The organism is uncultured Methanobrevibacter sp., from assembly GCF_937881195.1.
In the GTDB taxonomy this organism is placed as follows: domain Archaea; phylum Methanobacteriota; class Methanobacteria; order Methanobacteriales; family Methanobacteriaceae; genus Methanobinarius.
Genome location: NZ_CALGFC010000025.1, coordinates 50,133 through 65,926, shown reverse-complemented (window position 1 = coordinate 65,926; position 15,794 = coordinate 50,133). Strand labels below are relative to the sequence as shown.

At 23.1% G+C, this 15,794-nt stretch carries 13 protein-coding genes and 1 pseudogene; 2 read left to right on the top strand and 12 right to left on the bottom strand.

Annotation, left to right across the window (positions count from 1 at the left end):
* Positions 1-115: 115 nt before the first annotated feature.
* The gene (locus tag Q0087_RS03840; protein ID WP_297898438.1) at positions 116-853 is read right to left on the bottom strand and encodes an endonuclease III domain-containing protein; all 738 of its coding nucleotides are present in this window, start codon (positions 851-853) and stop codon (positions 116-118) included.
* A 302-nt stretch (positions 854-1,155) separates the two neighbouring features.
* Positions 1,156-2,349: an ATP-binding protein gene (locus Q0087_RS03835; protein WP_297898359.1), complete on the bottom strand. Its 1,194-nt coding sequence runs from the start codon at positions 2,347-2,349 to the stop codon at positions 1,156-1,158.
* A 550-nt stretch (positions 2,350-2,899) separates the two neighbouring features.
* Here Q0087_RS03835 and Q0087_RS03830 point away from each other — a divergent pair.
* Complete coding sequence (locus Q0087_RS03830) at positions 2,900-3,703, top strand: MBL fold metallo-hydrolase (protein WP_297898358.1); 804 nt, start codon at positions 2,900-2,902, stop codon at positions 3,701-3,703.
* A 158-nt stretch (positions 3,704-3,861) separates the two neighbouring features.
* Here Q0087_RS03830 and Q0087_RS03825 read toward each other — a convergent pair whose 3' ends face one another.
* Positions 3,862-5,391 carry an MBL fold metallo-hydrolase gene (locus Q0087_RS03825; RefSeq protein WP_297898357.1) on the bottom strand — a complete coding sequence of 510 codons (1,530 nt, stop codon included), beginning with the start codon at positions 5,389-5,391 and terminating at the stop codon, positions 3,862-3,864.
* A gap of 481 nt (positions 5,392-5,872) precedes the next feature.
* On the opposite strand from Q0087_RS03825, the gene aroC reads away from it, so the two are divergent.
* Positions 5,873-6,970 (top strand): chorismate synthase, encoded by a 1,098-nt coding sequence (aroC, locus tag Q0087_RS03820; protein WP_297898356.1) that lies wholly within the window; start codon positions 5,873-5,875, stop codon positions 6,968-6,970.
* A 197-nt stretch (positions 6,971-7,167) separates the two neighbouring features.
* Here the strand turns inward: aroC and Q0087_RS03815 are convergent, their stop codons facing one another.
* The 9 genes and pseudogenes from Q0087_RS03815 to Q0087_RS03775 form a co-directional block, all read right to left on the bottom strand.
* Positions 7,168-7,614: a CBS domain-containing protein gene (locus Q0087_RS03815; RefSeq protein ID WP_297898437.1), complete on the bottom strand. Its 447-nt coding sequence runs from the start codon at positions 7,612-7,614 to the stop codon at positions 7,168-7,170.
* 42 nt (positions 7,615-7,656) lie between these two features.
* Positions 7,657-8,895 (bottom strand): annotated as a pseudogene (locus Q0087_RS03810) (MFS transporter); the annotation flags it as partial.
* Between the two features lie 215 nt (positions 8,896-9,110).
* Entirely contained in the window at positions 9,111-9,545 is a 435-nt protein-coding gene (locus Q0087_RS03805; RefSeq protein ID WP_297898355.1) for a MarR family winged helix-turn-helix transcriptional regulator, read from the bottom strand.
* 479 nt (positions 9,546-10,024) lie between these two features.
* Positions 10,025-10,885, bottom strand: coding sequence for an MBL fold metallo-hydrolase (locus tag Q0087_RS03800; RefSeq protein WP_297898354.1), 861 nt, complete (start codon positions 10,883-10,885; stop codon positions 10,025-10,027).
* Positions 10,886-11,269: 384 nt separating this feature from the next.
* The gene (locus tag Q0087_RS03795) at positions 11,270-12,190 is read right to left on the bottom strand and encodes a DUF2121 domain-containing protein (protein ID WP_297898353.1); all 921 of its coding nucleotides are present in this window, start codon (positions 12,188-12,190) and stop codon (positions 11,270-11,272) included.
* A gap of 642 nt (positions 12,191-12,832) precedes the next feature.
* Entirely contained in the window at positions 12,833-13,213 is a 381-nt protein-coding gene (locus Q0087_RS03790; protein WP_297898352.1) for a desulfoferrodoxin, read from the bottom strand.
* 196 nt (positions 13,214-13,409) lie between these two features.
* On the bottom strand, positions 13,410-13,982 hold the full coding sequence (gene rbr / locus Q0087_RS03785; protein WP_297898351.1) for a rubrerythrin: 573 nt from the start codon (positions 13,980-13,982) through the stop codon (positions 13,410-13,412).
* A gap of 557 nt (positions 13,983-14,539) precedes the next feature.
* Positions 14,540-14,704: a hypothetical protein gene (locus Q0087_RS03780; protein WP_297898350.1), complete on the bottom strand. Its 165-nt coding sequence runs from the start codon at positions 14,702-14,704 to the stop codon at positions 14,540-14,542.
* A gap of 521 nt (positions 14,705-15,225) precedes the next feature.
* The gene (locus Q0087_RS03775) at positions 15,226-15,603 is read right to left on the bottom strand and encodes a hypothetical protein (protein ID WP_297898349.1); all 378 of its coding nucleotides are present in this window, start codon (positions 15,601-15,603) and stop codon (positions 15,226-15,228) included.
* Positions 15,604-15,794 lie beyond the last annotated feature (191 nt).

Below are 15,794 nucleotides of genomic sequence, written 5' to 3'. Positions count from 1 at the left end.
TATTATTTAACAAATATACATAATTAATAATAAAATTAAACTTTTATTAAAAATTATTTTATAAATATAATATTATTTTATAAATACACATATATTACTAATAAAATTAAATTATTTAATATATATTTATCTTAAATCCATTAAGTATTTTATCATTTAAACCATATGGCTTTTTTGAATAATATCTTTTAGCATGTTCAACAATCAAAGCATGATATTCTTGAAACATATTAACATCTCCTGAAAAATTAGTTTCAAAAAAATTCTTAATTGACATATAATTATCATTTTCTTTAATATAACCCAAATAGCTAAATATTCTTTTTGTATAAGCATCAATCTTGAACTGTTTCTGTTTATGGGCAAAAAGAAGTATGGAATCAGCTGTTTCATTTCCTATTCCTTTAACTTTTAAAAGAGATTCTCTTGAAGGTACTTTATCTCTTTTCTCCCCCTCTCTTTCTAAATTCATGTAAAATTTAGCTATATTTTTAAGATATTCAAACTTTTGATTTACAAACCCTGCACACCTAATAGCATCTTTAAAAGAATTTTCATTACTTTCAGCAAAATTTAAAATAGAAATAGGATTAAAATCAATCAATTTGCTTAAATTAATTAATGCTTGTTCTACTGAAGGCCATGCCGTATTTTGAGTAAGAATTGAACCAATAATAACTTCAAACTTCTGATCATTATTTTTTGGAAAATCATAATCTTTTGGATGATAACCATTAATCGCCCCAGTTTTAGTAGGATTAACACCAATATATCCAATAAATGGCCACCAACCTTGATAAGAATAAGTTTCAAGAAGTTTATTATATATCAAATTTATATTATTTTTATACATACAACTCATTATACAATTAATTATTTTATTTATTATAACTGTTTTTTCATTAATATATATTAATAAATTTTTATTTTAATTTTAAAGAAAATTAATTTTTAAATATAGCATCAAAAAATAGGATAAAAAGATAATTATTAGTTTTAAAAATAAGATTAAATAGATTAAATAGATTAAATAATTATTTTCTATGGTTAAGCCATTTTCTATGATTAAAATATTTTATATGATTAAGCTATTTTGTATGATTAAAATATTTTATATGATTAAGCTATTTTCTATAATTAAAATATTTTATATGATTAAGATATTCTATATGGAAAAACTCCTTTATCTTTGTATTCTTTTTTTAACCATGCTTTTAATATTGTTTCAGAAATTCCATATTTTCCATTTCCCATGTTTTCAATAAAACCAATATTTTGAAGTTTATTTAAGTGCCTACTCAATGAACCAGAAGTCCTATTTAATTCATTAGCAATCATTTTCCTTTCAGTAACATCATTTATTATAGTTGTAATAATCTTCTGTTCAACTAAGTCCAATCCACCCCATAGTTGTTTTAAATGATCTGCAAGAAATGGCAAGCTATTAATAAACTCTTTTTTAACTGTTTTATCATTTAATTGGAGATTTTTTGGAAGTAAATTCGCAAAGGTATTTACATAGTAAGGAATTCCTTTAGTACAGCTATAAAACCTTTCAAAGCCGTCATCTTCAAAGTTTAATGATTTTAATCGTTCATTTAAATAATTTTTGACTGTTTCTTTTGTAAAGGGATTTATTGGAAAAGTTAACATTCTCCCCCCAAAAGCTCCTGTTTTACCAGATATTTTTTCAATTATTGTATCTTTAGAATTTAAAGATCCAGAAAAAATATATGCAACATTTCTTTGACTTTGAATAATACTTCTAAAAAACCATAAAAAACTATCTAAATTTTTTCCTAAGTCTTTTAAAACTTGAAATTCATCAATAATCATTATGACTCCTTTAATTTGATTTTGATTTTCTTCATAGATTTTTTGAGGCAAATTTAAAACTAAATTTAAGAGTCCAGAATAATCATCTTTAATCTCTGGAATAGGTATTGGATAATCTCCAAATTCTATGATTTTTTCAAAATGGAACTTATTCTTTTGAAAGTATTCTTTAATTCTAGGTATGAACCTTTTTAAGTGTTTTTTACTACATGCATCTATCCATGCAGTATAAAAATATTGCATTAAAGCTATTTCATCTAACTCTCCTACTTGATAGCTATAGCTATGGCTTAAATCTAAATAAGCTATTAAATAGTCAGAGTCCATCTCATTTTTTATTTTTTTAAGAAGTGCAGTTTTTCCAATACCTCTAATTCCAGATAAAAGGATTGTTGGAGGTGTGCCTAAACTTGTTGTTTCTAAAAAGTTTTTGAGGTGCTCAATATCATCTATTCTATTATAAAATTCATCATTTTTTAACTGTGAATTTGTTCCCCAAGGTAACTTTTCCATGATTTTTCCCCATTTAATATTTAATTTTTTAAATATTTTTATATTACAACATAATATTATTAATCAAAAGTGATTATTAAAATAAATAATCATATATGATTACATATTCAAAAGTGATTATTAAAATAAATAATCATATATGATTACATACTCAAAAATGATTATTAAAATAAATAATCATATATGATTACATACTTAAAAATGATTATATTGTATATTTAAATTTTATATTATATATAAGTTTTCAAAAAAGTGAAAAAATATTAGAAAAACTTAAGAAAAATTCTTAAAAACAAATTTGAAAAATAAATAAATAAATTTTTCAGAAAAAAATTTAAAAAATAATTTTAATTTAATTAAAAATACATAAATATTTATACAAATAAGAAAAAATAAGAATTAAGAATATATAGGATGATATAAGAGAAGATATAAAAATTAAAAAGATTAAGAATATTTATTTAATGAATAAATATACTAAATTCAAACTTTTTAATAGTATTTTTAAAGTTTTTTCTAAATATATACATTAATCAAAGGACGAATCAATTTGAGCTTAAAATTATCTGTTTTAGCAAGTGGATCTAGTGGAAATGTTATTTATATAGAAAGTGATGAAACTTCAATATTAATAGATGCAGGCTTAAGTAAAAAACAAACTGAAATTCTTTTAAAAAAAATTGGTAAGGATTTAAATAGTATTAAAGCTATTTTTATTTCTCATGAACATATAGATCATATAAGAGGCGTTGGAGTTATTAATCGTAGCCATAATACATTAATCTATGGAAATGAGGACACATTGAGTTGTAATAAATTTAAAAAAACAACAGGCATTATAAATCCTGATTCATTAATGGTTATAGAATCAGAGGAAAGTATTATTCTAGATGATTTAAAGATTACTGCATTTTCTACCAGTCATGACTCTATTAACTCTCAATTTTACATGATTGAACATCAAAATAAAAAAGTAGTGTGTTTGACAGATATTGGTCATGTTGATTCTAAAATTTTATCATTAATCCAATGTGCAGATGTTTACTTAATTGAAAGTAATCACAATGTAGATTTACTTTTAAATGGAAATCGTCCAGAATTTAATAAGCAAAGAATTCTTAGTAAAGTTGGTCATTTATCTAATGAGGACTGTGGAAGTGTTTTATCTAATTGTATCGATGAAAATACCCACACTATTGTATTATGCCATCTAAGTAATGACCACAACAATAAATCTATTGCATTAAAATCAGTCACAAATATTTTATCTGAAAATTGTAGTTTTTTTTCAAATTCTCTTAATATTATAGCTTTCACTCAAAAAGATGACCCTACTGATTTTATCAATGTTTAATAATTTTATTAAAATAATATAATTATATTAAAATTATTATAATTAGTTTAATTATATTAAAATTATTATTATAATTATTATAATTATTATTATAATTATTATTAAAATTATAATTATATAATTTAACTAATTTCAATAAAGTAAATAGTTTAAATAAATTATAAACTAAGATTAGGTTCTATAACATCGATACCGTCATCTCTTAATATATCAAATGATTCCACGTGTTCTGTATGAATAGGATATAATTTTTCAGGGTTTATTTCACGAATCATATTTAAGATTTCTTCTCCACTACCATGCCCAGAAACATGCATACTATGTATAGGAAGATTGAAATGACTCAACCAATTTTTAACCCTTTGAAAATCAATTTCCATCTCCTCATTAAAAGGTTCAGTAGCTGAATGAATGTATAATCCATTTTTTGGCTTAATATCAATCAGTTGATTAAGTTCAAAAAAATCACACCTAAAGATATATTTTTGAGGCTCTTCTCTTAAATCAGTATAATTAATTAAATTATCTCCTTCTAAAAATTCCCTTTCCCAAATATCATAATCACTTTTAAGCTCTAAATCACAAGAATCTAAGGTTTTCCAATCCCCATCAAAACAGACATAATGCTCTCCAGAAATTAAACCTTGTTTTTTACGAGGAAAATAAACAATAATATTCGAATCATCCAATTTTGGATATTTATCATTTTCAATACCATTATCTTCTTCTAATAACTTTAACATGTAAGCTTGTTTAGAATTAATAGCCAAAATTCTATCAGTGGCTTTTGCAACATTATAAAAAGTTATAAGCCTATCTAAATCCCTAATTGGATAATTTACAATAACAATATCTTTATGATCTTTAATTAGACTAATAGCTTTAGTTTCGATGTCTTCCTCATTTCCCTTACTGTTTTCATTAATTCGTGTTCCCTCACAAAGCATTATAGTAGGATTGAATTTATAAGATTTAGAAACGAATTTATCACTGAAACTTTTATTTCTACCATGAAAACGAATATCTCCACTATAAACAATAGCTTCATCATCATTTTCTAAAAAATAAGCAGAAGATCCTGGAAGAGAGTGATCAACAGGAATAGAAGTTACTTTAAATCCATTAATATCAAAAGGAGAATAAGGTTTAATTGTTACAATGTTTCTTTCAACCTTAGCTTCTTTACCAGTTAACTTTTTATAACCTTCACCTCTCTTTTTGGGAACATAATGAAAACTATTTTTAAGGTTCATTATTTCTCCAAAAGAAGATTTTCCTGTTTCTTCTAAAACTGATAAAATAATTTCTGACTCTTTTCTCATGAAAATAGGAATATCTTCCCTAAGATGATGAATATATGCACAGTGATCCATATGTGCATGTGATAATAAAACACCATCAACAGATGGTTTTTTATAACTCTCTAACCCACAATGTTTTAAATAATCTTCTCTATATATCCCTTTAATTTTAGGAAGAAGACCTAATTCAACAAAGTCCATTATCCCATTAAGCTTTCTTGGTTGTAAAAATTCCGAAAAATAATCCCCTGCTTTTGAAAAACTCATCCCAAAATCTAAAAATATTGAAGAATTATTTTCATTAGCTGAATTAGAATAGCGAGAATTATCAACTAATATTTTATTTCCACCGATTTCATTTACTCCACCATAAAACTTTAATGACATTTTAAAACACCAAAAATAACTATACAATTATATTATAAGGATTATCTTATTAAAATTTTATTAATATAACAATTTAATAATAAATATATTAATAAAAAAAATCTTTTAACTAAAAAAATCTTTTAACTAAAAAATCTTTTTAATAAAAAATAAAAAAGTCCCTATAAAAAAGAAGTAAATAGTTAAAAATTTTATTATAAAATTATTAAATTTAATTAAATTATTATAATACTTAATTTATAATATAATTATAAATTTTATATTATAAATTTCATAATAATATAATAAAAATATATTTTATAATTAAAGATTTTTATAATTAAAGATTTAAATTATTTTTAAATTATTATAAAAATTATTAATAGAATATAAAATAAGTATCACACTTAAAAATAAAAAGAAACTATAATTTAATTATTTTAAATTATTATAAATAAATAATGTATTAAAAAATTAAATTATAGATTCAAAGAGGAATTTTATGACAAACACAACAGGAAAAATGTTTTCTATAACAAGTTTTGGATCCAGTCATGGAAAAGCTATTGGTGCAATAGTCGATGGATGTCCAGCTAACTTAGAGCTAAATGAAGAAGATATTCAAAATGAACTTAATAGGCGAAAACCTGGAACTAGTTCTATTACAACTCCCCGTAAAGAAAAAGATAAAGTTCAAATATTATCTGGAATCTTTCAAGGTAAAACTGATGGAACTCCTATAACAGGAATTGTATTTAATGAAGACCAAAGATCAAAAGATTATAGTTATCTTGAAAATACTCCTAGACCAGGACATGGAGATTTTACATGGATGAAAAAATATGGGAACTATGATTACAATGGAGGAGGTCGTGGAAGCGGCAGAGTTACAATAGGGCATGTTATAGGCGGAGCTGTAGCTAAAAAACTCTTATCTAAATTTGGAATCAAAGTTTTTTCCCATGTCATTCAGGTCGGAGATATAAAAGCTAAAAAAGTTAATATTAATCTTATTGAAGAAAAAGCATCTGAAAATGCCGTTCATTGCGCAGACCAAAATACAGCTAAAGATATGGAAAAATTAATTTTAGATTATAAAAATAAAGGAGATTCCATTGGAGGAATTGTTGAAACAATAGCTATGGGAGTTCCAGCAGGAGTTGGAGAGCCTATTTTTGGAAAATTAGATGGGGAATTAGCTAAAGCACTTATGGAAATTGGTTCTGTTAAAGGTGTTGAGATCGGTTTTGGTTTCGATGTAGCTAATTCAACTGCTTCACAAATAAATGATGAATTTTATATCAATGAAAAAGGAAATATTGGAACTACCACTAATACCTCTGGTGGAATATTAGGTGGTATAAGTGATGGAATGCCAATTATAACTAGAATAGCTGTTAAACCAACTCCTTCCATTTCAATGTTGCAAAATACAATAAATCTAGATACTTGCAAAGAAACAAAACTTGAAATCAAAGGAAGACATGATCCTTGTATATGCCCAAGAATAACAGTTGTTAGCGAATCTGCTGTAGCAATTGTTTTAGCAGATCAGATGATAAGATCAGGATTTATTAATCCGTCTAAGATAACTAATTAAAATATAATTTAATTATATTCTACTTTGAGTATATTATAATTTAATTTAAATAATATTTGATTTTATTCTAATTTAATTTTAATTTAATTTTAATTTAAAATAATATTTAATTAAATAAAATTAGAAAAATAGATTTAATAAAATAATTAATAAAAAATAAAATAATTAATAAAAATAAAAATATTAAAATAAGTATTCTAACCATTAGCTATACTCATTTTAACTAAATTATTATTTATATCTCCCCTACTTACAATACCGACAACTTTTTTATCTTTATTTAAAACAGGAATCACCTTAAAATGATGTTTCGATAATACAGACATAGCTTTTTCAAATGTATCCTCTTTTGATAAAGTATATAATCTTTTTTTAGAGTTCAATAATGCATCTTTAACTGTGTCATTTACCCTACTGTTTAAAACATCTTTTTGTGTTTCTTCCTCTACATATATACTATAAAAAAAGTCATGTGATTCTTCTTTAGGAACTAAATATCTTATTATATCACCAATTGTTATAATATCAATTATTTTACTTTCATTATCAACAACTGGAAGTCCACTAATCTTGTTTTTATCGAATATTCTTAATATATCAATAATTTTAGTTTCGGGATTTATTTTTATAACCTCTTTAACCATAAAATCTTCAACTTTGAAAGATCCAATAGTAGATTCAGTCGAAGCATCCACATCAGGGAGATGTTTCCTATTTAAGAATAAGAAAATAATAGAAGCCAAAACAAATAGTCCACCTACAATGAAAGGTAAATTAGGAGAAATATTCTCACCTAAAGCAGTTGCAAGAAGAGGGGCTATAGCAGAACCAATGAATCTTATAAAATTATATGCAGCAGATGTTGTTGATCTATCTTTACTACCGATACTCATCATGGCTGTTGTAAGTAATGTATTGTTATTACCCATTAAAATACCAGAAAATATTATTGCAGCTATGAGAACAACTTGATTTGAAGTGAAGATCCCCATTATGAAAAGAATAGCTACAAATAATGATAAAACATAATATATAGAATTATAAGTTCCATACCTCTCCCTAAGTTTGGGAGCCATGAAAATTGAAGATATAGCTACTAATATACCCCAACCCAAGAAAACAAAACCAATTCCTTCTGCATCTAATCCAAGTACAAATGGAGAATAAGCAAATAAAGTAAAAAATCCAAAATTATATAAAAATCCTAAAACACCAAGTACTAGAATATCCCTTTGTTTCATTAGTCTAAATGGTTCCAAGAGAGATTTATTTTTATTAAAATTTTCATTTATAATTTCTTCTTTTTTATTATTAATTGAATCATTTTTTAGTTCTGAAACTTCTAATTCATCTGATTTTTTTATTTTATTAGAATATTCTGTTTCATCATAATCATCCACTTCATAATTATTAATTTCATCTGACTTTGGTAGGAATGTTATTAATAATATGAAACCAATTAACATTAAAAATCCTACACCTATGAAAGGGTATTTCCAAGATATACCACCTAATAATCCCCCAAGAAGAGGACCAATTGAAAATCCTAGACCTAATGCTGTTTCATAAAGTATTATAGAACCACGAGTATCATTTCCAGAAAATTTAACTATTGCAGTTAGAGCTACAGCTACAAATAGAGCATTGCCTAATCCCCAACCCATTCTTAAGAATATTATTGTCCATACATTATCAGAAAGTCCTGATAAAAATGAAAATATAGCTATTAATATTACACCAATAATTAGTGTCCTTTTAATACCCAATTTAGAAGAAACTACATCAGTCACCAACATAGCTACTGCCATTACAGCACTGTAGGTTGTAAAAAGCATTGCAACCTCTGTTTGTGAGGCACCTAATTGTTGCGAAATCACAGGCAATATTGGGTCTACAAGCCCTAAACCCATAAAAGCAGTTATAGCTGCAAAAAATACAGCCCATACAACTTTTGGTTGTTTAAAATTGTCTTTAAAATTATTATTTGAATTATATGACGTTTTTTTGTCCTCCTATTACAATCTTTTTGAAAAATATAATAAATAAATAATTTCCACTATGAATAAATATTAAAAAATATATGAGATAATGAATTTATTAAACGATAATTAAATCAGTTAAAGATAAATCTAAAATTATTCTAAAAGAATTCTAAAATAAATCGATTTAACAATTTTCTTAATTCATCAAGCTCTTCCTTAGAAAAAATACTGCTAAATTTATTAGTATTCATTAGATATATTTCTTCAGTCTCTTTATACAATTTATGACCTTTTTCAGTTAAATAAATTAAAAATTCTCTTTTATCTTTTGAAGATTTTTCTCTTTTAACCAAATCTTTCCGTTCAAGAACATTTAATGTTCTTGTAATAGCTGCCACATTTCTAAGAGATTCATCAGCTAATTTTTTTTGATTTAAACCCTCAAATTTGTAAATTCTACTTAAAGTTACATATTGTTCCCATAATAAATTATGTTCACTTAGTTTAATATGTACATCTCTTCTAATTATATAATTTACTTTAAGAATTAACCATAAAATAGATGATTCATCTTTAAGATGATTATTTATCAATTAAACATCCCCTAGACTTATTATAACAATTATTTATAAGAAAAAATATTAAATATAAATATATTTCTATTTAAAATATATTTATGTCCAGATATTTATTATGAAACAAATAATATTATATTATTTATTAATAAAATAAATTATATATTATTTATTAATAAAATAAATTATATATTATTTTTAAAAAATAATATCAAAATAATAGTAATAATAATTAATATAAAATAAAAAAACCACTTTAAAATAGATAAAAAGAGAGACTAATAAAGTAAACAAAAAATTAGTGATATACTGCAATTTAAAATTCAAAATATTAGGGTTCTTTTCAAAAAAATATTTATATTATAGTTGACATATAAATAATTGATATATCAATTATGTTTTTAATAATATATAAACATTGCTGATTTTGAGTAATATAAAACCAATAATTATGTATAAAATTCTATTTTTATAAATTTTAAATAATAATAAATAAACTACTTGAAAAAATCTAAAGAAATATCATTATCATCATTCTTAGGAGCTTTACATCTATCCTTAGCTTCCTCTATTTTAAAATTATTTAAATTTTTTTCTTCAAAATTTAATACTAGGCCATCAAAGGCAGCTAAAGTTTTAACACCAGTTTCATTAGTTATAAATTCTGCTTCTTTTTTTGGATTTTCATTTAACATTTTAAAACCAAAGTGAGTCATAACAGCTAACTTTGGATTAATTTCATTTACTAAATCTTTAAAATTTTTTGTGCACATATGTCCTTTTATAGATTGATTACCTGGCCGAATGACACTAGCTATCAATATATCTGCATTTTTATGGTATTTATGTAGTTTTTCAAAATACTTAGTATCTGATGTATAAGATATATTAAAATCTTCTGATTGGATTTGAAAACCTACACATGTTGGATCTCCATGAATTGTCTTAGTACCTTTTATCTTCAAATTCCAAAAATTTTTCGATTTATTAGGGCCTAAAATTAGTTTTTCAGATTTGCCAGTATGATAATTTGATATTGATGGCCCCCATTGTTTAAAACCTTCAAATACACTGCGACTACCCATTACAATTCCTTTCTGTTTGGTCATTCCTCTAGTCATTGCCTCGATAAGTACTTCTGCATCAGTATAATGGTCTGTGTGAGCATGTGATATAAAAATACCATCTAATTTAGCAGGAGACATTCCAAATTGAAATGATCTAACCAAAGCCCCAGGACCTGGATCAACATGGATGTTTTTACCATTGATATCATCAATTCGAAAACCTCCAGTCATTCTTTTCTGAGTGATAGTTGCAAAACGACCTCCTCCAGTCCCTAAAAATGTTATTTTCATATTCCACCAATATCCTATAATAAAAATTTTATATATAAAATCCATTCTATTTTAATTAAATGATAATAATTTATTAAAAAATGCAAATATAATTATTATAATATATATTCTTCATAACTATAAATATTACGATAATAATTTAATATTATTATCAAATATATGATAAAAATTATACATTATAAAAATAACTATTTAAAAATTAGCTATGTGCATTATAATACTAAAATTAATATATTGAATAAAAATGAAAACATAAAAATAAATTATGGTGAAATACGGGAGATTTAATCCCCCCTGAAAGGACTATAATCCTAATAAAAAATATAATAAAAAATATAATAAAAAATATAATAAAAAAAATTAGAAATAAATAAAATAAATAGTTTAAAGATTACAAAGTATTATATCACATTTTAAACTATTTTTGTTTCTTTCAATACAAAGTACTTCATTTTCAATAACAACCTTATCACCTAGTTCAATATCTTCTTGATTAGAAATCATTACAACATCTTCACCAGGCTTTGCAAGTTGTTTCCAGTTAGTATCATATGCTTGAACATTCTCATTTAAGGTTACTTGTATTATAGGGCCATCAGTTACTGAAATAACTCCAATATTTCCCTCATTTATAATCTTATTAGCTAATTGAATTGTTTCATTTTGTTCAAGCAGATCACTTTTTAATTTTTCTCGCCATTTACCTAATAATTGAACATCTCTTTGAATAACTCCATCTAAATATTTTTGAGGATCTTCATCATCAAATTCAGGATGAACAATCATAACATCATATTTTTTACCTACAGAAGGAGTTTTAGAAGCCACTTCTCCTAATATATTTTCAAATATCTCTCCCATATATTTCAAGCTAAATGTTGATTTCCATTTTTTGCTAATCAAATCATTAGCTATAGATTTAGATACCTTATTACCAAATAATATTATTGCACTTTCTCCATTCTCAGAATGAGTTATTTCAGAACCTAACATTTCAATAATTTGATAACCATTAGTAGTTCCATATATACGTTTACGTCGAGTTTCAAAAGTTGTTCTAGAACTTACTTCCCCTACAATAACACTTTCTATATAGCGTATTTTATTAGCATCATCGGAAATTTTTAGAGTTATATTAAGTTCATCAGATCTTTCTTTTAGTTCTTTATCATTTTCAATAACCCCTGAATAAATTTCTTCCTCTAACTTTTCACGAGTATCTTTTTCACCAAAATAAGCAATTCTTCTTTTATCACTTGCCATTACACATCCTTTTTTCCCAACATAAGCAATGATTAGACTCATCAAATACACCTAACAAGTTATTAATATATCATGTTTTAAATCAATTATATTTATAAAAATAAATTATTTCTAAAAATCAAGTTTATAATAATAGTATCATTTTATAATAATATTTTAAATATATTGTTTATAACCTTTTTCTTTTTATTAATATTATATTATAATATTTAACTATTAGATTTAAAATAAATGTATCATAATCATAAAAGAAAAACAAAAAATAAAGATAATAATAGTTAAACTTTTTTAAAATTTTTTAATAAATTAAAATCTTCAAAAAATGGATAAAAAGATACAATATTAAATATTTGGCCTTATTAAATAATTTTACATCATATTAGATAATAATAACAATGCTAGTAGGAATAATAATAGAACTAATAATAGAAATAATAATAAGAATAATAATAGAAATAATAAGAGTGATAATAGAAATAATAGGAATAATAATAGTAAAAATAATAGAAATAATGAGAATAATAAGATAAAAATTTTGAAAGAAATAAAATAGTTTAATGGAAAAAAGTCATGAATAGGAAAATTAAAAAATTAAATTAATAAATATATTTTATAAAATAATAAAAATAAGAAAAATAAATTGTAATAATTAATTTAAAAATTAATAAATAAAAGTTTTATGGATTAAGAATTCCATAATCCATGAACATTACAATATTCACGGGCTCTTAAATCATCAATATCTGCACAAACTTCAAAAATAGCTTTTGGTTCATCTCCAGCATTTAAAAATTTGCGATAGATTTTATCTCCAACGAATAATTCAACGAAACATATATGATGTTCTTCAATCATTGGATGAGGAACTTCCCCTACTTTTACAACAATATTATCGCCGTCTTTTTCAATAATAGGAACATGTTTTTCAGGACCAACATCAAGTTGTCTTTCCTCTAATAGTTCCATATCTTCTCCACAGCAGACTAATTGTCCAACGCCCTCATTAACTATTTCAACCATATTTCCACAGACATTACATCTGTATATTTCATTAAGCTTTGTCATTTTATCACCTGTATTCTTAATAAACTATAAACTTAAAATAAGTGATATTATAAAAATATCACTATATTATTAATTTATTACCAAATAATCTTATCAAATAACAAAATTATAATGATTAAAAATGAAATAAATATTATTTGAATTTATATTAGTAATTTGAATAAGTATTTATAAATATAATTAATATTCATTATTATTAATATTCATCACATACTATTTCAAAGTATTTAGTTGGGTGATCACATGCAGGACATTTTTCAGGAGGTTCTGTACCAATTTCTGTACGTCCACATTTACGACACATCCACTGAACAGGTTCTTCTTTTTTATGAGCAGTTCCATCTTCAACAATCTTAAGTAACATCCTATATCTTTTCTCATGATGCACTTCAGCTTCGCCAATAGCTGTTAATCTTTTAGCTATTTCGTCAAAACCTTCATCTTCAGCAATTTTTGCAAATTCAGGATACATTTCACTATTTTCAAAATTTTCCCCTGCAATAGCTGCTTTAAGATTAGCTACGGTATCACCTAAAATAGTAGGAGCTTCAGCATCTACCATGATATCTTCATCGTCTTTTTTTATTTCGTTGATTAATCTAAAAAGCCATTTAGCATGTTCTCTTTCATTTTCAGCTGTTTGTAAAAATATATCTGCTATTTGTTCATATCCATCTTTCACAGCCTGTTTTGCATAAAAAGTATATCTATTCCTAGCTTGACTTTCTCCAATGAATGCTTTTGTTAAATTTTCAAGAGTTTTTGACATCATATCACCTTTGATTTCATGTAGTTTACTCAAATAAAGACAAAAACAATTTAGTATATATCTAATCGAAAATAACTAAATTGATTATTCTTTAAATATCTATTTTATTATGCAATATTAGATATGTTAGAACACCTTATTAAATATTACTTTTTATTCGATAATAATAAAATTATAAAATAATTTGATATAATAATATAAATTATTTAAATAACAATGTAAATTATCTAATATAAAATACAAAATAATTAAAAGAATAATGAAAACAATAAAAGAAATATTTTAAATTATATTTTAAATTATATTTTAAGTTAGATTTCAAATTATTATAAAATAAAAAAAATATAAGATAAAAAAATATATTTCTTAATTAAGACATAAAATCAAGAATGATAAAAAAAATGAAATATAAAATATATAAATAATAATACAAATGAAATTTAATAAAATTGACTTAATAATAAAATTAAATTAAAAATTAAATTGACAATTAAATTAAATAATTGAATTAAATTGAATTGATAATTAAATTAGTAATTGATACAAAAATAGATTTATTACATATTTTCTCTTTTTAAAGCTTGCATATTTTTACTAGCTTTAACATTTATTTTTTTAAGAGAATTTTTTTGTCTAAACTCTAAATGTTTTGCAACGGTTTTTTCATTTCTTTCAACATAACGTGCATGATTTTTTCCTAATTTCTCTTCAACTTCTATCATTTTATCACCATTTTTATTTTTAAAAGGAATATTTTTTAATATTAATAATTTTTTAATATTGAAATTTTTTTAAAAGAAATATAAATTCTATTTTAAGAAAATATAATACTAAATATCGATGTTAATTAATATTATATTCGTGATTTATTTATAAATTTTTCTATTTGAAATTAGGTTCAAATAAAAGTAAAAAATATTTTAAAAAAGTAAAAATGAAGAATTTCAAAGATTATTAAATTATATTTATATTAATAATATAATATTAGAATTTAAATATTAATATATTAAATAATATTAGAATTTAATATTCACAATTAAAATTCAAATACTAATATTATAAATTAAAAATAATATTTAACTTATAAATTAATTTATAATTATAAATAAACCTAAATTATAAATAAAAATATAATTAACTCAATAACATAATTATTATTAAAATTATAAAAATTAATATTAAAGAATTATTACAAGAGTAATATATAAAAATAATGTGAATTTTTAAATAGTAATCATTTTATTTATAAATCTATTAACTCTACAACTATTTCTGGTTCTTCATTTCTTGAGTTTAATATTTCTAAAGTGTTTTCACCATTTTCACAGTTAACTCCAACTATTTTAACAAACCAAGGTTCTATAGTATCCATTTCAGTTATTACTACAGATCTACCATCATTTAAATCGACATAAACATTGAAAATTTGATTGGCTTTTTTACCAGATTTAATCTTATTATATTTACCTTCAAATTCATCCCAAAATTTATTTAATTCTGAGCTAATTGATTTGTCTTTAATTTTTACAATATCAATTTCTAAAAGTTTTTCTATAGCTTGACGGTTTTTAATAGCATATTCTTTTATTTTATCATAATTATTTGTATCATTAATTGTCATGATTAGAATATTATTTAGTTATACTAAATAATATTTTCTATTCAAATTTATTAATAAACATTTTAAATAGGAAAATATAATACTTTCTAGATAAAAAAATTATTTAGAAAAATATTAATTAAAAATATTGAACATTCAAAATTGATTAAACAAATTATAATAATAATCTTAATCTAATAACAGATTAATTT